This window comes from Aquipseudomonas ullengensis, from assembly GCF_014174475.1.
Lineage (GTDB): Bacteria > Pseudomonadota > Gammaproteobacteria > Pseudomonadales > Pseudomonadaceae > Aquipseudomonas > Aquipseudomonas ullengensis.
The window spans coordinates 245,655-262,869 of sequence record NZ_JACJUD010000007.1 but is presented as its reverse complement, the minus strand read 5'-3'; the positions used below and the strand labels follow the sequence as shown (position 1 = coordinate 262,869).

The following is a 17,215-nucleotide window of genomic DNA, read 5'->3' as shown; positions in this document are numbered from 1 at the left end:
TAAGTGGTTCGCCTCGTCAGTTAAGACCAGCCCCCGCAGAGCCTCAAGCCAAAAGCTGGGATTTGCCTGGTTTTTTAGTACTTTTCGTTTAGTGCATATACGCAAACATCACTTTTGCGCATAACCCTTAGCTGGTATCTTCCCCCGGCTCCGCCTGGAGTGCGCAGCCGTGCGCGTAAGAAGCCTTAGCTGTCTGATGAAGCAGTAGCCTGAACCACAGGATATATATGTACGTATACGACGAGTACGATCAACGGATTGTCGAGGACCGCGTCAAGCAGTTCCGCGACCAGACCCGCCGCTATCTGGCCGGCGAACTCTCCGGTGAAGAGTTCCGCCCCCTGCGCTTGCAGAATGGCCTGTATATCCAGCGCTTCGCGCCCATGCTGCGGGTTGCCGTGCCCTATGGCCTGATGTCTTCGGCCCAGGTGCGCATGATGGCCAAGATCGCTCGCGACTACGACAAGGGCTATGCGCATATCAGTACCCGGCAGAACGTGCAGTTCAACTGGCCGGAACTGGAAGACGTGCCGGACATCCTCGCCGAGCTGGCCACCGTGCAGATGCATGCGATCCAGACCAGCGGCAACTGCATCCGCAATACCACCACCGACCAGTTCGCTGGCGTGGCCAAGGACGAGCTGATCGACCCGCGCCCCTGGTGCGAGATCATTCGCCAGTGGTCGACCTTCCACCCGGAATTCACCCACCTGCCGCGCAAGTTCAAGATTGCCGTCAACGGCGCCGTGAGCGACCGTGCTGCCATCGAGGTGCATGACATCGGCCTGGAAGCGGTGAGCAACGAAGCCGGTGAGCTAGGCTTCCGCGTGTCCGTCGGCGGCGGCCTGGGCCGTACCCCGATCGTCGGTAGCTTCATCAATGAGTTCCTGCCGTGGCAGCACCTGCTCGGCTACCTCGACGCCATCCTGCGCGTGTACAACCGCTATGGCCGTCGCGACAACAAGTACAAGGCGCGCATCAAGATCCTGGTCAAGGCGCTGACCCCCGAGGTCTTCGCTGACAAGGTCAACGCCGAATGGGCCCACCTCAAGGATGGCCCGACCACCCTGACCGAGGCGGAAGTCGCGCGCGTCGCCGCTCATTTCGTCGACCCAGCCTATGTGGCCCTGGCCGACCAGGACAGCCAACTGGCCGCCCTCGATGCCGAGCACCCTGGCTTCGCCCGCTGGCGCCAGCGCAACACCTTCGCCCACAAGAAACCGGGCTACGTGGCCGTGACCCTGTCGCTGAAACCGACCGGCGTGGCCCCAGGCGATGTCACCGACAAGCAGCTCGACGTCATCGCCGACCTGGCCGACCGCTACAGCTTCGGTGAAGTGCGCAACAGCCATAACCAGAACATCATCCTCGCCGATGTCGAGCAGCAGCAGCTGTTCACCCTCTGGGGCGAGCTGCGCGAGCAGGGCTTCGCCACGCCGAACGTGGGCCTGCTGACCGACATCATCTGCTGCCCAGGCGGTGACTTCTGCTCGCTGGCCAACGCCAAGTCGATCCCGATCGCCGAGGCCATCCAGCGTCGCTTCGATGACCTCGACTACCTGTTCGACATCGGCAACCTCGACCTGAACATCTCAGGCTGCATGAACGCCTGCGGCCACCACCACGTGGGCCACATCGGCATCCTCGGCGTGGACAAGAAAGGCCAGGAGTTCTACCAGGTGTCCCTCGGCGGCAGCGCCGGGCGCGAGGCCAGCCTGGCGCAAATTCTCGGCCCATCCTTCGCCGAAGCGGAGATGGCCAACGTGATCGACAAGATCATCAAGGTCTACGTCGAGAAACGTACTGAAGAAGAAAGCTTCCTCGATACCTTCCGCCGTGTCGGCATCGATCCGTTCAAGGAGCGCGTTTATGCAGCGAATCATTAAGAACGACCAGGTCCTCGACGAAACCTGGACCCTGCTGCCCAAGGAAGCCACCCTCGACGAGCTGTCCAACTGCGGCGACCTGATCGTGCCGCTGGCCCTGTGGGTCGAGCATGCACATGCCCTCAAGGCCCGCGATGGCGGCCTGGGCGTGTGGCTGGATGCTGGCGAGGAGATCGAGGAGATCGTCGATCAACTGGACAACTTCCAGGTCATCGCCCTGAATTTCCCCGCCTTCACCGACGGGCGTCACTGCTCCACCGCCTACCTGCTGCGCAACCGCTACGGCTACACAGGCGAAGTGCGCGCCATCGGCGACGTGCTGCGCGACCAGCTGTTCTCCTACAAGCGGGTCGGCTTCGATGCGTTCGCCCTGCGTGCGGACAAAGACCCGTACGACGCGCTGAAGGCCTTCGAGGAGTTCTCCGAGGTCTACCAGGCCTCTAGCGACCAACCGCAGCCGCTGTTCCGCCGCCGCGCCTGATCGCCGCTCCACAGAAAAAGCCCCGCACTGCGGGGCTTTTTTATTCCAAGCCCGCCGTAGCCCGGATGTAATCCGGGAGCGGAGCCGCCTGCTTCCCGGATTACATCCGGGCTACTGAAAATGTCGCTTCTACGGGTTGGCGCGCACCGACTCCCACGCCACCTGCGCCAGCAGCTCGCGGCAATCGGCCAGTTGCGTGTGCGTACGCCCAGCCAGCCAGTTGCGGGCGAAGTCGTGAGTCGGACCTATGATCACCGACGCGAAACAATCCGCCGGCATGTCCTTGAACAGCCCCTGCTCGCGATAAGCAGAAAGCGCCTCGAAGATGCGCTGGAAGTGCTCGCGATTGGCCTCGCGCAGCAACTCCCCCTGCTCGCCGGCCTCGACCCGCCCGCGACTGTGCAGGACGAAACGCGCCCAATCCGGGTTAGCCACCACCCAATCGACGTAACTGGTCACCAGCAGCTTGACGCAGGCTTCAGCACTGTCAGTAGTGGCGAACCCCGCCTCCAGCAACGCCGCGTACTCCGCAGTGCCCGCCAGATACAGGGCGGCGATGATCCGCTCCTTGTTGCCGAAGTGGTGGTACAGGCTGCCGATGCTGGCCTCGGAACGATCGCGGATCATCTCGATGGTGGTGCCATCCACTCCAGCCTCGGTGAAGCAGGCCAGCGCAGCCTGGAGGATTTCATCTTTGCGTGAGCGGCGAGCCATGTTTTCCTCGGTCCTCGTCATTCTAGAATATTTTTCTAGAATTAAATTCTGTTATTCGTATACTGCCCTGGCGCGCACTCATCTTCAATCAGTAAACCGGCCAGGAGAAACCCATGAGCCAGATGTTACAGATGTTCCAGCAAGCCGGTCCGGCGCAGTTCAGCGCGATGATCGGCCAGGTAGCGCCCTACTTCGCCAGCATCGCCCCGCAGTTCGTCGAACTGCGTCCGGGTTATGCCGAAGTGACTTTCCCCAAGCGCCGCGAAGTGCTCAACCATATCGGTACTGTGCATGCGATTGCCCTGTGTAACGCCGCCGAACTGGCAGCCGGCACCATGACCGACGCATCGATTCCCAAGGGCTGCCGCTGGATTCCACGCGGCATGACCGTGGAATACCTGGCCAAGGCCGATGGCGACATCCGCGCCGTGGCTGATGGCAGCGCCATCGACTGGAGCCAGCTGGGCGATGTCACCGTGCCGGTGCAAGCGTTCGTCGGCGACAAGCCGGTGTTTCGTGCCGACATCACCATGTACGTCAGCCAGGCCTGAACGATCTGCCGCGTCATGTAGGGCGGGTGCAACCCGCGAGCCGGTTATACCCGCCCTACGCACCAGGTGCTCAAAACGAAAAGGCCCGGCAGTTGCCGGGCCTTTTCTGTCACACACAACTCAGCCGAGATTGACCAGCACCCGCCCGACCAGCTTGCCGGCGAGGATCTGCTCGATCGCCTTGGGCAACTGCTCCAGCGTAACTTCTTCGGCCAGGCTATCGAGATTGCCCAGCTTCCATTGCACGGACAACTTGTCCCACATGGAGGCCTTGACCACCAGCGGCAGCTCCACCGAATCCACCCCCAGCAGGTTCACGCCACGCAGGATGAACGGCATCACGCTGGCCTTGAAGCCGATGCCGGCGGTCAGGCCACAGCAGGCCACGCTGGCGCCGTAGCGCAGCGACTTGACCACGTTGAACAGGATATCGCCGCCGACCGTATCCACGGCGCCGCCCCAACGCTCCTTGAGCATTGCCTTGTCAGCCCCGTCCTGCAGGTCACTGCGCGGCACGATCTGCTGCGCACCGAGCTGGCGCAGGAACTCACCCTGCTCGGCCTTGCCGGTCGACGCTGCAACGCTGTAACCCAGGCGCGTCAGCAGCGCCACGGCAATGCTGCCGACACCACCGGTGGCACCGGTAACCAACACCTGCCCGGCAGCCGGCGTCAGCCCGGCCTGCTCCAGCTTGTCGATACACAGCGCCGCGGTCAGGCCAGCGGTGCCCAGCAGCATCGACTCACGCAGGGACAACCCCGCCGGGCGCTTGATCACCCAGGACGCCGGCACGCGAATGTACTGGCCATAGCCTCCGGAGGTGTTCATGCCGAGGTCGTAGCCGGTGACGATCACTTCATCACCTACCGCGAACTCGCCCACCGCCGACTCGGCTACCACACCGGCGGCATCGATGCCTGGCGTGTGCGGGTAGTTACGGGTCACCCCGCGATTGCCGCTGGCGGATAACGCATCCTTATAGTTGAGCGAGGAATACTGCACGCGAATCAGCACATCGCCAGCCGGCAACTCCGCCGTGTCACGCTCGACCACTCGCGAGACAAAAGCCTCACCTTCTGCGCTGACCAACAGCGCCTTGAACTGACTCATGGCAACTCCTCCTACCAGAAACGTTGTTGCTGCAGCCGGCTCCACCAGCTCAACAGCACGCGGTCAACGGCAACGCTGGCAGCCAGCCCGAATCGCTCCGGCAGGCTCTTGCGCTCCGCGTAATGCAGCTGGAACAAATCAGCTTCGCGCGCGCGCTCAGCCAGGTATTCGTCACTGGTCTTGAGCTCATCGACCAGTTGTTTGCCTTGCGCCGCCAGCCCCAGCCAGACTTCGCCCGTGGCGATCTCGTCGATCGACAGTTGCGGGCGGTATTGGCCGACGAAGTTCTTGAACAGCTCGTGGGTGGTCTCCAGGTCTTCCTGGAATTTCTCCCGGCCCTTGTCGGTGTTCTCGCCGAACACGGTCAGGGTGCGCTTGTACTCACCTGCGGTGAGCACCTCGAAGTCGATGTCGTGCTTCTTCAGCAGGCGATGCACGTTTGGCAACTGCGCCACCACGCCGATGGAGCCGAGGATGGCGAACGGTGCTGCCAGAATCTTCTCGCCGATGCAGGCCATCATGTAGCCGCCGCTGGCCGCCACCTTGTCCACGCAGACGGTCAACGGCACGCCAGCCTGGCGGATACGCGCCAGTTGCGACGAGGCCAGGCCATAGCCATGCACCATGCCGCCGCCGCTTTCCAGGCGTAGCACCACTTCGTCCTCGGCCGTGGCCATGCTCAGCAGTGCAGTCACTTCGTGGCGCAGGCTGTCGGTGGCGGATGCCTTGATGTCGCCGTCGAAATCCAGCACGAATACCCGTGTGCGCTTCTTGCCGGCCTTCTTCTCCTGCTTGGCCGCTTTGGCCTCGGCCTTGTGCTGAGCCTTCAGCTGCGCCTTGTCCAGCAGGGCCTGCTCGAGGCGCTCACGCAGCGCCTTGTAGAAGTCATTGAGCTTGTGCACTTCAAGGTGGCCACCGCTCTTGCCACGCCCCTTGCCACGCAGGGAGGCGAAGGCCACCAGCACGACGATCACCGCGACCACCAGGGTCAGCGTACGCAACAGGAACCCCGCATAATCCGCCAGAAACTCCACACATCCCCCTTGCTTGCCAGTTACCGAGCGGCCGTCCACGGCGCTCATCTGATTCAAGCATACCGAGCCACAGGGTCGGTCACCAGCCACAACGGCCGCGTGTCGGCCCGTTACAAGGATTCAAACAAGCGTATGTTTTTTCGTTGACAGCGGCCCGGCTCTGCCCATAACCTCGCGAAACTCCTAACCCGCCAGGATTGACGTGCCGACGTGGGCAGCATCTATCTGATACGACATGGCCAGGCCTCCTTTGGTGCAGACGACTACGACGTTCTGTCGCCAACCGGCATTCGCCAGGCTGAAATACTCGGTGAGCATCTGGGCCACCTCGGCCTGAGCTTCGACCGTTGCCTGGCCGGCACCCTGCGCCGTCAACAGCACACCGCCACCTCGGCCCTGCAACGCTGCGTTGCCGCCGGCCTACCGGCACCCGAGCTGGAAATCGACGCGGCCTTCAATGAATTCGATGCCGAAGCCGTCATTCGCGGCCTGATCCCGGCGATGCTGGCGGACGAGCCGGATGCCATGCGCATCCTGCGCAATCCCAAGGATGATCGCGCCGCTTTCCAGCACCTGTTCGCCCGCATCATCCGCCGCTGGATCACCGGCGAGTATGACCAACCGGGCCACGAAACCTGGCAAGGCTTCCTCGACAACGTGCGCGGCGGGCTTGAACGCCTGCTGGCCCAGACCGAGCGCCAACAGAACATCGCCATCTTCACGTCCGGCGGCACCATTACCGCGGCCATTCACCTGCTGACCGGTGTACCTGCGGATAAGGCCTTCGAACTCAACTGGCAAATCGTCAACACTTCGCTCAGCCGCCTGCACTTTCGCAACGGCGAAGCGACCCTGGCTTCCTTCAACAGCCGTGTGCATCTGGAGCTGTTGAAGGCACCGGAACTCATCACCTACCGCTGAGTCCGGCCCAATGCAGCTCTGCTGCAATAAAAACCTGAAAAAGGATCTATACCATGAGCGTTGCTGACATCGTCCAAACCATGCAATCCAAGTTCAACGCCAGCGCCGCTGCCGGCCTGGATCTGGTATTCCAGTTCAACATCGAAGACGGCGAGAACTACGCACTGATCGTCAAAGACGGCACCTGCAACGTGCAGCAAGGCGACAACCCGAACGCCAACGTCACCCTGATCATGGACAGCGCCACCCTGAAAGGCATCGCCACCGGCGAGACCGACGGCATGCAAGCCTTCATGGGCGGCAAACTGCGCGCCGAAGGCGACATGATGCTGGCCATGAAACTGGCCGAGCTGTTCCCGGTATAAGATTTTCCGGGCGCCTGCGCTAGCGAAAAACCGGAGTCTGCCGACTCCGGTTTTTTTTCGCCCCGGCAAAGCCTGCGCAGCTAATCAGGGCCCTTGATTGCACAGCAACACCCAGATCTATAACGGTGTGCTTTGCTTGTTAGGGCCTCATGGCAACATTAGATTAGCCAATAATTAGTGCCACCCATCATAAGTAGAAGGGATAAGCATGACGCTTACTGACCAGTCCACCGGCATCCGCGATGGCGAAGAGCTCGACTCTGCCATCATCGACCAGTACCTCAAGGCCCACATCCCTGGCCTGGTGGGTGAGCCACGCATCAGCCAGTTCCCGGGTGGCGCCTCCAACCTGACCTATCTGTTGGAATACCCGAATCAGGAGTTCGTCCTGCGCCGTCCGCCGTTTGGCCACAAGGCCAAGTCGGCCCACGACATGGGTCGCGAGTTTCGCATCCTCAATCAGCTCAACGATGGTTTTCCCTACTGCCCCAAGGCCTACGTGCACTGCACCGACGACTCGGTGATCGGCGCCGAGTTCTATGTGATGCAGCGGGTCAACGGCATCATCCTGCGCACCGACATGCCGGCCGAGCTGAACTTCAGCACCGAGCAGACGCGCGAGCTGTGCAAGAGCTTCATCGACAAACTGGTCGACCTGCACAACGTCGACTATCAGGCCTGCGGCCTGGCCGACCTGGGCAAGCCCGAAGGCTATGTGAAGCGCCAGATCGAAGGCTGGACCGACCGCTACGAAAAGGCCATGACGCCTGACGCCCCGACCTGGGAACCGGTCAAGGCCTGGCTGCGCGAGAAGATGCCGGCTGATCACCACAAGCCCAGCATCGTGCACAACGACTACCGCCTGGACAACGTGATCCTCGATCCGAACAACCCGGCGCAGATCATCGGCGTGCTGGACTGGGAACTGACCACCATCGGCGACCCGCTGATGGACCTGGGCAACACCCTCGCCTACTGGATCGACGCCACCGACCCGGCGCCGATGCAGCTGATGCGCCGCCAGCCGAGCAACGCGCCCGGCATGCTCAGCCGCCAGGAGTTCGTCGACTACTACGCCGCGCGTGCCGGCATCCAGATCGACAATTTCGACTTCTACTACACCTACGGCCTGTTCCGCCTGGCCGGCATCGTGCAGCAGATCTACTACCGCTTCTTCCACGGCCAGACCAAGGACAAGCGCTTCGCGCAGTTCATCATGATGAACAAGCTGCTGGAGCACGCAGCCCTGCAGGTCATCGGCAAATCCACTCTGTAACCCGGCTCAGACAAGGTAATAGCAATGTCCAAGACAAACCTGTTCGACCTCGACGGCAAGATCGCTTTCGTTTCCGGCGCCAGCCGCGGCATCGGTGAAGCCATCGCCAAACTGCTGGCCCAGCAAGGCGCTCATGTCATCGTCTCGAGCCGCAAGATCGACGACTGCCAGAAAGTCGCCGACGCCATCATCGCCGACGGCGGCAAAGCCACCGCCGTGGCCTGCCATATCGGCGAGATGGAGCAGATCAGCAACGTCTTCGCGACCATCCGCGAGCAGTTCGGCCGCCTCGACATCCTGGTCAACAACGCCGCTACCAACCCGCAGTTCTGCAACGTGCTGGACACCGACCTGGGCGCCTTCCAGAAGACCGTCGACGTCAACATCCGCGGCTACTACTTCATGTCCATCGAAGGCGGCAAGCTGATGAAGCAGAACGGTGGTGGCAGCATCATCAACGTTGCCTCGATCAACGGCGTTTCCCCGGGCGAGTTCCAGGGCATCTACTCGGTGACCAAGGCCGCCGTGATCAGCATGACCAAGGTCTTCGCCAAGGAATGCGCGCAGTTCGGCATCCGCTGCAACGCGCTGCTGCCAGGCCTGACCGACACCAAGTTCGCCTCGGCTCTGGTGAAGAACGACGCGATCCTCAACGTCGCCCTGCAACGCATCCCGCTCAAGCGCGTGGCCGAGCCGAGCGAAATGGCCGGCACCGTGCTGTACCTCGCCAGCGATGCGTCCAGCTACACCACTGGCGTGGCGCTCAACGTGGACGGCGGTTTCCTCTCCTGAGGCGCTGCCTCGGCGCAGAATCGCAGCCACAAAAAAGGGACCCTCGGGTCCCTTTTTCATTGCTTGGGTTTACTGCCAGTCTTTCAACGCCTGGTTGGCCGCCTGATTCATCGGCTGTGCCAGCAGGCCAGTGGGGCTCAGACTCACACTGAACATCGCACCATCGGCAATCGGCAGGTAAGTCACCCGTGCCGCCTGCGGATCGAAGAGGAACAGGTCATGCTGCCCCAGGCGCAACCAGCGCCACAGATCGATGCCGTAAGGGCTGGTAGCCAGGGTGACTTCGGCGTAACGGGCGCTTTCCTGTTGTTCGATGGCCAGGAAGCGGCCGGAAAGTTTCTCCAGGCGATAACCGGGTTGCAGGCCGATCAGCGCGGCCAAGCCCTTCCAGCGCAGCAGGCGGCCATCCAGTTGCCAGAGATCCCCCTCGAGAATGACTTCGCGCTCCTCGCCGCCTTCCTGCAGGTTGACCCGATACCGCTGCGGGCCATCGGCACTGAAGTTCAGAATCAGCAAAGGCTTGTCTTCCGGCAGAGTGCCGTAGCTCATCAGGTCATAGGCCACCACACCGACCAAGGCCGCCAGGCCAAGAAAAGCCAGGCCAAAGGTGCCGCGCAACCACCCGAGAAACCAACTGCGCGTTAGCAGAATGCGCGCCGCGATAAACAGCGCCAGAACTGCCAGAAGGCCAACAAACCAGGCCAGGCCGTCATACTGCATGAGTCGGATTCCTTCTCCATGAAATTGCCGGCATTATGCGCAGCAGCCCGGCAACCGGCCAGCCGCAGCCCTGCACAATTGAATCCACGTCGAGTTTTTTATGCCTTTTCCCTTTGAACTGGGCGTCGATCCCATCACGTTGGCGGTTCTTGCCCTGGTTGCCTTCACCGCCGGCTTCATCGACGCGATTGCCGGTGGCGGCGGCCTGCTGACCATTCCCGCCCTGCTTACCGCTGGCCTGCCGCCGCACCTGGTGCTGGGCACCAACAAGCTGTGCGCCACCTTCGGTTCGGCCACCGCCAGCTACACCTTCTACCGGCGCAAGCTGTTTGCCCCACGCCAATGGCGCAACGCGCTGATTGCCACGGCCATCGGCTCAGCGCTGGGCGCCATGCTAGCCCACTGGCTGCCGGCTGCCTGGCTCAATCAGATGCTGCCCGCCGTAGTGTTTGGCTGTGGCCTGTACCTGCTGTTCGGCAAGACCCCGGAAAACCAGGGCCCGCAAGACGCGCCCATCGTGACCGGGCGCCAGTGGCCGCAGGGCCTTGGTCTGGGTTTCTACGATGGTGTCGCCGGGCCCGGCACCGGTGCGTTCTGGACGGTCAGCACACTGCTGATGTACCCACTGGATCTGGTGCGGGCCAGCGGCGTGGCGCGCACGATGAACTTCGTCAGCAATGCCATGGCCCTGGCCGTATTCATCATCACCGGCCAGGTCGCTTGGCTACTGGGCATCTGCATGGGCCTGGCACTGATGGCCGGTGCCTACCTGGGCGCGCACACGGCCATACGCGGCGGTTCGAAGTTCATCCGCCCGGTGTTCATTCTGGTGGTGTTGGCATTGACTGCACGCCTGGCGTGGCAGCACTGGTTCAACAGCTGACTAGCGCGCCAGCTCAGGTTCCGGCCGGCCCAGGCGCCGTGCCAGATAGAGATCGATCAGGTAGCGGGCAATCGAACGCTGCATCGGCAACTGCGGCAACTCTTCGATGTGGAACCAGCGCGCGTCTTCGATTTCGTCAGCCTGCGGCACGATCTCACCGCTGACGTACTCGGCGTGAAAACCCAGCATCAGCGAGTGCGGGAACGGCCAGCCCTGGCTGCCCAGGTATTGCAGGTTGCCTACTTGCAGGCCGACCTCCTCAAGCACCTCACGCGCCACACACTCCTCCGCCGACTCGCCCGGTTCGACGAAGCCAGCCAGGGTGCTGTACATGCCTGGAGGAAAACGCTGCGAGCGCGCTAGAAGCACTTCGTCGCCACGGGTGATCAGCACGATCATGCTTGGCGAGATGCGCGCGTAACTGTGCAGACCGCACTGCGGGCAACGCATGCAACGCTCACGCGACACCTGCACGGTGGCCTGTCCACAACGCCCGCAGAAGCGATGCTGGTCATCCCAGGCGCCTATCTGCTCGGCAAACGAGAGCATACGAAACGTCGGGTAGTCGGCCTGCAGCATGAACTGGCGCAGGTTCTGCCAGAAGCAGCCCGGCAGCTCGGCCGGATGCCGCAGCTCCAGCAACCACACCGGCTCACCATCGAAATGGCCGAGACCATGCTCCGCAGCCACCGGCAGGTCCTGCCGTTTCAGCCATTCACGGGGGAACAGCACGCCATTGCCATCCGCCAGGAAACCTTGCGTGCTGCGCGCCAGCGCCCAGCCACCCGCCTGGTCATTGTCCAGGGGGGGCGTGGTCTGCCAGCCCGCAGGCATCAGGCAGCCACCGGCAAGCCCAGGGCGCGCACGCTTTCCTCGGCGAGGTCGAGCACGCTTGGGGTGGTTTCCGGACGCAGCACTGCACCCGCTTCAAGGTAGTACTCGAGGCTGCTCAGGGCGTCAGCGAGGGTTTCCAGCATCTGCTCGGACGGCATCTGCGGGGCCTCGATCATCCGCGTCAGGATGTAGTCGGCGCAGGCCCCGATCAGCCTGGCAGCACGCTCCTGGCCGAGGAACCAGAGCCCGCCACGCACGGCCTGCAGGCTGAATGGCACGTTGGCCAAGTGCAGCTTGTCGCCGTTCGATTCGAGGTAGGAGGTAATTGCCCGCTTGGCCAGGGCCAGTCCGCCCTGCGCCTCGTCGACCACGACGATGCGCGCTTCATTCAACTGGTGCGCGGCAAAGGCCTCGCCCTCATCGCCCGGCTGCATTGCCTGGGGCCGCGAATTGCGCTGTTCGCCACGTTCCAGGCTGGCGACCATGCTTTCGACGTAGAGCACGCCTTCGGCCAGCTTGTGCAGATCGGCGCTCTGCGCCGGGGTATTTTCGTCCCAGCTGGCCACCACCGGCAGCTGCACCTGCAGCGCATTGGCCGCCGAGCTGAGACCGACCATGCCGAGGGTCTTGGCCAGCTTGCCGAGCATCGCGTGCAGATTGCCGAAGCTGTCCGGCTGCGCGGTGCCGCGCTCGATCAGGTCGAGGGCGTCCTTGACGCTGGCCAGCTCCTCGCGAATCGCTGAGGACAGCGAACGCATCACGCCCTGCCCCGGCCCGGACAGGCGCTGGTATTCCTCATCGAGCAGGTGGTCGGTGAACGGCAGCGCCGTCAGGCCGAACACCTCACGCACATCGCTGGCGTACTGGCCCCGGCTGTCAGCCAGTGCGACCAGATACAACAATTCCTTGAGCAGGCTACGCGGCGCTTCATAGGCCGGATTGGCCAGCGCCTGTTTCAGCTCGCGATCCAGGCGGGAGAACAGCTGTTTGCGCGCCTTGCGCGTCAGCAACTGGCCGTCGAGCTGGGCCTCCACCGCCGCCGCACCGATCCAGTACAAGCGACCACGCGCTTCACTGGCAAACAGGCTGTCGAGACGAGCAAGGGCACGCAGCATCAGCTTGAGCCCGGCTTGCGGATTGTCTTCACGGATAAAACCGAGCAACCCGACCTGGTACATATGGCGCAGGCGCCGCGCATCGTCGGCGCTGACTGCCGCTGCATGGGGCACGCCCGCCGGGCGCGTCTGGTCTAGACGCACACTGAAGAAGAAACTCTCCGGCAACGGCGGCTGGGCACCGGCCAGACGCAGATCGTTGATCGCCGGCAACAACAGTTCCGGCATTTCCTGGCGATGGGCGTCGACGTTTTCCAGGTAGCGGCGCAGTACATACATGGCGCTGCTCAGCGCCGACAGCTGACCATCACGCTCCTCGCCCGCACCGGCCGGGATGTCGGTGGCCTGCTGCAGCACTTCCTGGGCCAGCAGCTCGGCACCGGCCAGTTCGATCAGGTTGAGGGTGCCGCGTACCTGATGCAGGCTTTCCACCGCCTGTTGCAGCAGGCTGCCGTTGTTCCGTTCGGCAATGAAGTGCTCGAGACTCTGTTCAGTCTCTTCCATGGTGGTGAACAGCTCGTCACGCACCAGGCTCAGGGATGTCGCTCCAGTGACCATAGGTCTACTGCACCTCGCTCGGCTGGTACTGCATCAATCGGCAAATTCGGCTTTTTGCTTGCTCATGTGCGCGGCCATGGCCACACGCAAATCAGCAGACTGCAACATCGCGGCATTCCAGTTCGCCACGTATTCCAGACCGTCGTCGACCCGATGATCACGCATGTAGCGGATCATGTGCTTGGTGCCACGAATGGCGATGGGGGATTTCTCGGCGATTTCGCCAGCCAGCGCGAGGACCCCGGCCAGCAGCTCGTCCTGGTTGGCATAGGTGCGGTTGACCAGGCCGATGCGCTGGGCTTCGCCGCCATCGATGGTGCGCCCGGTGTAGGCCAGCTCACGCATCATGCCGTCGCCGATGATGCGCGGCAGGCGTTGCAGGGTGCCAACGTCGGCGGCCATACCCATATCGATCTCCTTGATGGAGAACTGCGCATCGGCTGTGCTGTAGCGCATGTCGCACGCGGAGATCAGGTCGATGGCGCCGCCCAGGCAATAACCCTGGATAGCCGCCAGTACCGGTTTGCGGCAGTTGTCGACGGCATTGAAGGAGGCTTGCAGCTGGAGAATCTTGCGGCGCAGGCCTTCGGCATTTCTACCGACATCCTTGCCCAGCGCGCTGCCGGCCTGGGCCAGCAGCATCAGGTCGATGCCCGAGGAAAAGTGCTTGCCGGCACCGGAAAGCACCACCACACGGGCTTCGTCGGTGTCATCGACCCATTGGAAGATCTCGATGATTTCCGTCCAGAAGTCCGCGTTCATCGCATTGACCTTCTCCGGACGGTTGATCTGCACATGGGCGATTTTGTCGCTCAACTCGACGCGAAATGCTTTGTAGTCGGGCACGCAGATCATCCTCGAAGGCCAGGGCGCACAAGGCGCGCATAGAAATATTGTTATGGAATTAGCCGGCCAACTATAACAAGCATGCAACAAATGTCGATGCTGGCCACTGTGACGCAGAACACGCGGACAAAGCTAAGAGGATTTCTGACTATATCCGTTAAACTCTTGATCTCTTTGAAAGTGCACCGCAAAGCGGCTGTCTTATCTACGGGAAATATTCCATGCCTAGATCACTCGCCAGCGCCTTTGGCCAGAACTTCCTCGGCCATTCGCCACGCTGGTACAAACTGACCATCCTCGCCCTGCTGATCCTCAATCCGCTGATGCTGTGGATCGCCGGCCCCGTCGCGGCTGGCTGGCTCCTGGTCGGCGAGTTCATTTTCACCCTGGCCATGGCACTCAAATGCTACCCGCTGCAGCCCGGCGGCCTGCTGGTACTGCAAGCCCTGGTGCTCGGGCTGACCAGCCCGAAAGCGCTGTACGACGAACTGGCGCACAACTTCCCGGTGATCCTGCTGCTGATGTTCATGGTCGCCGGCATCTACTTCATGAAGGACCTGCTGCTGTTCCTGTTCGCCCGCCTGCTCCTTGGGGTGCGCTCGAAAGCCATTCTGTCCTTGCTGTTCTGCCTGCTCTCGGCGTTTCTCTCGGCCTTTCTCGATGCGCTGACGGTGACCGCAGTGATCATCAGCGCCGCCATCGGCTTCTATTCGGTGTACCACCGCGTGGCTTCGGGTGGCGGCGAGACCGCCAGCATCGACAGCGATCAGGCACTCAGCCACCTCGGTCGTGAAGAGCTGGAGCAGTTCCGCTCGTTCCTGCGCAGCCTGCTGATGCACGGTGCAGTGGGCACCGCCCTCGGCGGCGTCTGCACCCTGGTGGGCGAGCCGCAGAACCTGCTGATCGGCCATGAAATGGGCTGGAATTTCAGCACCTTCTTCCTGACCGTCGCGCCGGTATCGATGCCCGTGCTGGTCGCAGGCCTGATCACCTGTGTGCTGCTGGAAAAACTGCGCTGGTTTGGCTACGGCACCGAGTTGCCGCCGGCCGTTCGCCAGATTCTCGCCGACAGCGCCGCCGAAAACACCCGCAAGCGCACGCCGCAACAGCGCGCCGCCTTGCTGGTACAAGCACTGGCAGCGCTGCTGCTGATCATCGGCCTGGCCCTGCACATTGCCGAGGTCGGCTTGATCGGCCTGATGGTGATCGTGCTGATCACCGCCGTCACCGGCATCACCGAAGAACACCAGATTGGCCGCGCGTTCCAGGATGCCCTGCCCTTCACCGCGCTGCTGGTGGTGTTCTTCGCCGTGGTCGCGGTGATCCACGACCAGCAACTGTTCACCCCGCTGATCCAGGCCGTACTCAGCCTGCCCAGCGAGCAGCAGCCGGGCATGCTGTTCATCGCCAACGGCCTGCTCTCGGCAATCAGCGACAACGTGTTCGTCGCCACCATCTACATCACCGAGGTCAAACAGGCGTTCCTCGCCGGCAAGATGAGCCGCGAGCACTTCGAGCTGCTGGCGGTGGCGATCAACACCGGCACCAACCTGCCCAGCGTGGCGACACCAAACGGCCAGGCGGCCTTCCTGTTCCTGCTCACCTCCGCCGTCGCACCGCTGGTGCGCCTGTCCTACGGGCGGATGGTGTGGATGGCGCTGCCATATACGGTGGTCATGGGTGGTCTGGGCTGGTGGGGTGTGAGCCACTGGCTATAGAGACATCACGCTGTACCCGGTTGCGCCATTGGCGCCAGGTGTACAGCGGAATGCCCACCATCAACACCAGAAAGCCCCAGAACACCGCCTGCTCGCCCGTGCCGTAGAGCGCCCACATCGAGTAGATGAAGGCGCCGCAGCCGATCCACAGGATGCGCCCCTGCTCATGCCGACCGAACTCGCCGGGGCGCACCGCGAGCAATTGCAGCAACGCTGCGGCGCAGAACACGTAGGGCACCACGCCGGCCATGGTGCCGAGCAGGATGATCAGGTTGAACACCTCGACCAGATCGCCACGGCCATCCACCAGCACCAGCAAGGTCACCAGCACACCGGAAATCAGCAGGCCGTTGGCCGGAACCCCGTGCTTGTTGGTCTTGGCCAATGCCTCCGGCAACAGGCCGTCGCGCGCCGTGGCCATGGGAATCTGCCCCTGCAACAACACCCAGCCGTTCAGCGCCCCGAGGCAGGCCACCACCGCGCCGCCGGCGATGAAGTAGTAACCCCAATCGCCCAGCATGACCCGTGCAGCATCGGCGAACGGCGCCGTCGAGTGCGCCAGCACCGAGGGTGGCAACACACCCTGCACTGCCGTGATCGAGAGGATGTAGACCACCGCTGCCACTACCGTGCCGAACAGGGTCGCCCGTGGAATGGTACGGCGCGGGTCGCGCACATGTTCGGCCGGCACGGTGGCCGACTCCAGGCCGATGAACGACCACAGCGTCAGCGCCGCCGTGGTGGCTATCGCCTGGGCATAACCACCACCGGGTAACTCGGCGGGCTCGGGGATGCGCAGGTGCTCGGGATGAAAATAGAACCAACCCATTACGCCAACCAGCAGCAACGGCACCAGTTTGAGCGCAGTGAGAATGTTCTGTACCAGGCCGAAAGCCTTGATCCCGCGCAGATTGATCAGCGTGCACAGCCAGATCGCCGCAATCGCCGTAGTCACCATCAGCACCGGATCACGCAGGATGGGAAAGAACACCTGCAGATAGCCCACCAGCGTCACCGAGATCGCCGCATTGCCGATCCACGCCGCTTTCCAGTAGGTCCAGGCACACAGGTAACCGGCAAAGCCGCCGAACGCATCGCGCGTATAGGCATAAGGGCCGCCAGCCGCCGGATTGATTCGCGCCAAACGCGAGAACGTCAGCGCCAGCAGCACCGCGCCAGTGCTGGAGATCAGCCAGCCGATCAGGCTCAGCCCACCATAGGGCGCCAGGCTCGACGGCAGCAGAAACACCCCCGAGCCAACCATGTTGCCCACTACCAGTGCGGAACAGGTCCAGAAACCCATTTCGCCCTGCACTCCCTTTTCAGCAGGCGCCATGTACGTCTCCCCGACTGCAATTAAATTGCATACGTCCTAGCGAGCTAGAGCGAGATAAGGCAAAAGTGGCCGAGG

17 protein-coding genes are annotated in these 17,215 nt (G+C 62.6%); 9 read left to right on the top strand and 8 right to left on the bottom strand.

Annotated elements, in window-relative coordinates; genetic code table 11:
* Positions 1–227 precede the first annotated feature (227 nt).
* Both H3H51_RS19510 and H3H51_RS19505 read left to right on the top strand, forming a co-directional pair.
* Positions 228–1,886 carry a nitrite/sulfite reductase gene (locus H3H51_RS19510; protein WP_183090736.1) on the top strand — a complete coding sequence of 553 codons (1,659 nt, stop codon included), beginning with the start codon at positions 228–230 and terminating at the stop codon, positions 1,884–1,886.
* Positions 1,870–2,367, top strand: coding sequence for a DUF934 domain-containing protein (locus H3H51_RS19505; RefSeq protein ID WP_183090735.1), 498 nt, complete (start codon positions 1,870–1,872; stop codon positions 2,365–2,367). Before H3H51_RS19510 ends, H3H51_RS19505 begins: the two co-directional genes overlap by 17 nt.
* Before the next feature lie 129 nt (positions 2,368–2,496).
* On the opposite strand, the gene H3H51_RS19500 is transcribed toward H3H51_RS19505, so the two are convergent.
* Positions 2,497–3,081, bottom strand: a complete 585-nt coding sequence (locus H3H51_RS19500) for a TetR/AcrR family transcriptional regulator (protein WP_183090734.1) — start codon at positions 3,079–3,081, stop codon at positions 2,497–2,499.
* 113 nt (positions 3,082–3,194) lie between these two features.
* On the opposite strand from H3H51_RS19500, the gene H3H51_RS19495 reads away from it, so the two are divergent.
* Entirely contained in the window at positions 3,195–3,632 is a 438-nt protein-coding gene (locus H3H51_RS19495) for a hotdog fold domain-containing protein (protein ID WP_183090733.1), read from the top strand.
* A gap of 120 nt (positions 3,633–3,752) precedes the next feature.
* On the opposite strand, the gene H3H51_RS19490 is transcribed toward H3H51_RS19495, so the two are convergent.
* Together H3H51_RS19490 and sohB are read right to left on the bottom strand one after the other, a co-directional pair.
* Positions 3,753–4,742, bottom strand: coding sequence for a YhdH/YhfP family quinone oxidoreductase (locus H3H51_RS19490; RefSeq protein WP_183090732.1), 990 nt, complete (start codon positions 4,740–4,742; stop codon positions 3,753–3,755).
* An 11-nt stretch (positions 4,743–4,753) separates the two neighbouring features.
* Complete coding sequence (sohB, locus tag H3H51_RS19485; RefSeq protein WP_183090731.1) at positions 4,754–5,776, bottom strand: protease SohB; 1,023 nt, start codon at positions 5,774–5,776, stop codon at positions 4,754–4,756.
* A gap of 210 nt (positions 5,777–5,986) precedes the next feature.
* Between sohB and H3H51_RS19480 the strand changes: the two genes are divergently transcribed.
* The 4 genes from H3H51_RS19480 (at position 5,987) to H3H51_RS19465 (ending at position 9,130) form a co-directional block, all read left to right on the top strand.
* Positions 5,987–6,697 (top strand): histidine phosphatase family protein, encoded by a 711-nt coding sequence (locus H3H51_RS19480; protein WP_183090730.1) that lies wholly within the window; start codon positions 5,987–5,989, stop codon positions 6,695–6,697.
* 53 nt (positions 6,698–6,750) lie between these two features.
* Positions 6,751–7,062 carry an SCP2 sterol-binding domain-containing protein gene (locus H3H51_RS19475; RefSeq protein ID WP_183090729.1) on the top strand — a complete coding sequence of 104 codons (312 nt, stop codon included), beginning with the start codon at positions 6,751–6,753 and terminating at the stop codon, positions 7,060–7,062.
* A gap of 208 nt (positions 7,063–7,270) precedes the next feature.
* A complete protein-coding gene (locus H3H51_RS19470) occupies positions 7,271–8,338 on the top strand; it encodes a phosphotransferase family protein (protein ID WP_183090728.1) in 1,068 nt (355 codons plus the stop codon).
* Between the two features lie 24 nt (positions 8,339–8,362).
* Entirely contained in the window at positions 8,363–9,130 is a 768-nt protein-coding gene (locus tag H3H51_RS19465; RefSeq protein WP_183090727.1) for an SDR family oxidoreductase, read from the top strand.
* A 69-nt stretch (positions 9,131–9,199) separates the two neighbouring features.
* On the opposite strand, the gene H3H51_RS19460 is transcribed toward H3H51_RS19465, so the two are convergent.
* Positions 9,200–9,850, bottom strand: a complete 651-nt coding sequence (locus H3H51_RS19460; protein WP_183090726.1) for a hypothetical protein — start codon at positions 9,848–9,850, stop codon at positions 9,200–9,202.
* A 100-nt stretch (positions 9,851–9,950) separates the two neighbouring features.
* On the opposite strand from H3H51_RS19460, the gene H3H51_RS19455 reads away from it, so the two are divergent.
* Entirely contained in the window at positions 9,951–10,733 is a 783-nt protein-coding gene (locus H3H51_RS19455; RefSeq protein WP_183090725.1) for a TSUP family transporter, read from the top strand.
* Here H3H51_RS19455 and nudC read toward each other — a convergent pair whose 3' ends face one another.
* Genes nudC through H3H51_RS19440 form a run of 3 tightly spaced genes read right to left on the bottom strand, consistent with a single transcriptional unit; the run spans position 10,734 to position 14,086 of the window.
* Positions 10,734–11,567 (bottom strand): NAD(+) diphosphatase, encoded by an 834-nt coding sequence (gene nudC / locus H3H51_RS19450; protein ID WP_183090724.1) that lies wholly within the window; start codon positions 11,565–11,567, stop codon positions 10,734–10,736.
* Complete coding sequence (locus H3H51_RS19445) at positions 11,567–13,240, bottom strand: ferrous iron transporter B (protein ID WP_183090723.1); 1,674 nt, start codon at positions 13,238–13,240, stop codon at positions 11,567–11,569. The genes nudC and H3H51_RS19445 overlap by 1 nt, the downstream gene beginning before the upstream one ends.
* A 33-nt stretch (positions 13,241–13,273) precedes the next feature.
* The gene (locus tag H3H51_RS19440; RefSeq protein ID WP_183090722.1) at positions 13,274–14,086 is read right to left on the bottom strand and encodes a crotonase/enoyl-CoA hydratase family protein; all 813 of its coding nucleotides are present in this window, start codon (positions 14,084–14,086) and stop codon (positions 13,274–13,276) included.
* A gap of 221 nt (positions 14,087–14,307) precedes the next feature.
* Between H3H51_RS19440 and nhaB the strand changes: the two genes are divergently transcribed.
* The gene (nhaB, locus tag H3H51_RS19435) at positions 14,308–15,804 is read left to right on the top strand and encodes a sodium/proton antiporter NhaB (RefSeq protein WP_183090721.1); all 1,497 of its coding nucleotides are present in this window, start codon (positions 14,308–14,310) and stop codon (positions 15,802–15,804) included.
* On the opposite strand, the gene H3H51_RS19430 is transcribed toward nhaB, so the two are convergent.
* Positions 15,761–17,140, bottom strand: coding sequence for an amino acid permease (locus H3H51_RS19430; protein ID WP_183090720.1), 1,380 nt, complete (start codon positions 17,138–17,140; stop codon positions 15,761–15,763). The genes nhaB and H3H51_RS19430 overlap by 44 nt on opposite strands.
* Between the last annotated feature and the right edge of the window lie 75 nt (positions 17,141–17,215).

Excerpts from the sequence above, each read along its gene's own strand:
- H3H51_RS19510 (WP_183090736.1), top strand. The coding sequence starts at position 228 with ATGTACGTATACGACGAGTACGATCAACGGATTGTCGAGGACCGCGTC.
- H3H51_RS19505 (WP_183090735.1), top strand. The coding sequence starts at position 1,870 with ATGCAGCGAATCATTAAGAACGACCAGGTCCTCGACGAAACCTGGACC.
- H3H51_RS19500 (WP_183090734.1), bottom strand. The coding sequence starts at position 3,081 with ATGGCTCGCCGCTCACGCAAAGATGAAATCCTCCAGGCTGCGCTGGCC.
- H3H51_RS19495 (WP_183090733.1), top strand. The coding sequence starts at position 3,195 with ATGAGCCAGATGTTACAGATGTTCCAGCAAGCCGGTCCGGCGCAGTTC.
- H3H51_RS19490 (WP_183090732.1), bottom strand. The coding sequence starts at position 4,742 with ATGAGTCAGTTCAAGGCGCTGTTGGTCAGCGCAGAAGGTGAGGCTTTT.
- H3H51_RS19475 (WP_183090729.1), top strand. The coding sequence starts at position 6,751 with ATGAGCGTTGCTGACATCGTCCAAACCATGCAATCCAAGTTCAACGCC.
- H3H51_RS19470 (WP_183090728.1), top strand. The coding sequence starts at position 7,271 with ATGACGCTTACTGACCAGTCCACCGGCATCCGCGATGGCGAAGAGCTC.
- H3H51_RS19465 (WP_183090727.1), top strand. The coding sequence starts at position 8,363 with ATGTCCAAGACAAACCTGTTCGACCTCGACGGCAAGATCGCTTTCGTT.
- H3H51_RS19460 (WP_183090726.1), bottom strand. The coding sequence starts at position 9,850 with ATGCAGTATGACGGCCTGGCCTGGTTTGTTGGCCTTCTGGCAGTTCTG.
- H3H51_RS19455 (WP_183090725.1), top strand. The coding sequence starts at position 9,951 with ATGCCTTTTCCCTTTGAACTGGGCGTCGATCCCATCACGTTGGCGGTT.
- nudC (WP_183090724.1), bottom strand. The coding sequence starts at position 11,567 with ATGCCTGCGGGCTGGCAGACCACGCCCCCCCTGGACAATGACCAGGCG.
- H3H51_RS19445 (WP_183090723.1), bottom strand. The coding sequence starts at position 13,240 with ATGGTCACTGGAGCGACATCCCTGAGCCTGGTGCGTGACGAGCTGTTC.
- nhaB (WP_183090721.1), top strand. The coding sequence starts at position 14,308 with ATGCCTAGATCACTCGCCAGCGCCTTTGGCCAGAACTTCCTCGGCCAT.
- H3H51_RS19430 (WP_183090720.1), bottom strand. The coding sequence starts at position 17,140 with ATGGCGCCTGCTGAAAAGGGAGTGCAGGGCGAAATGGGTTTCTGGACC.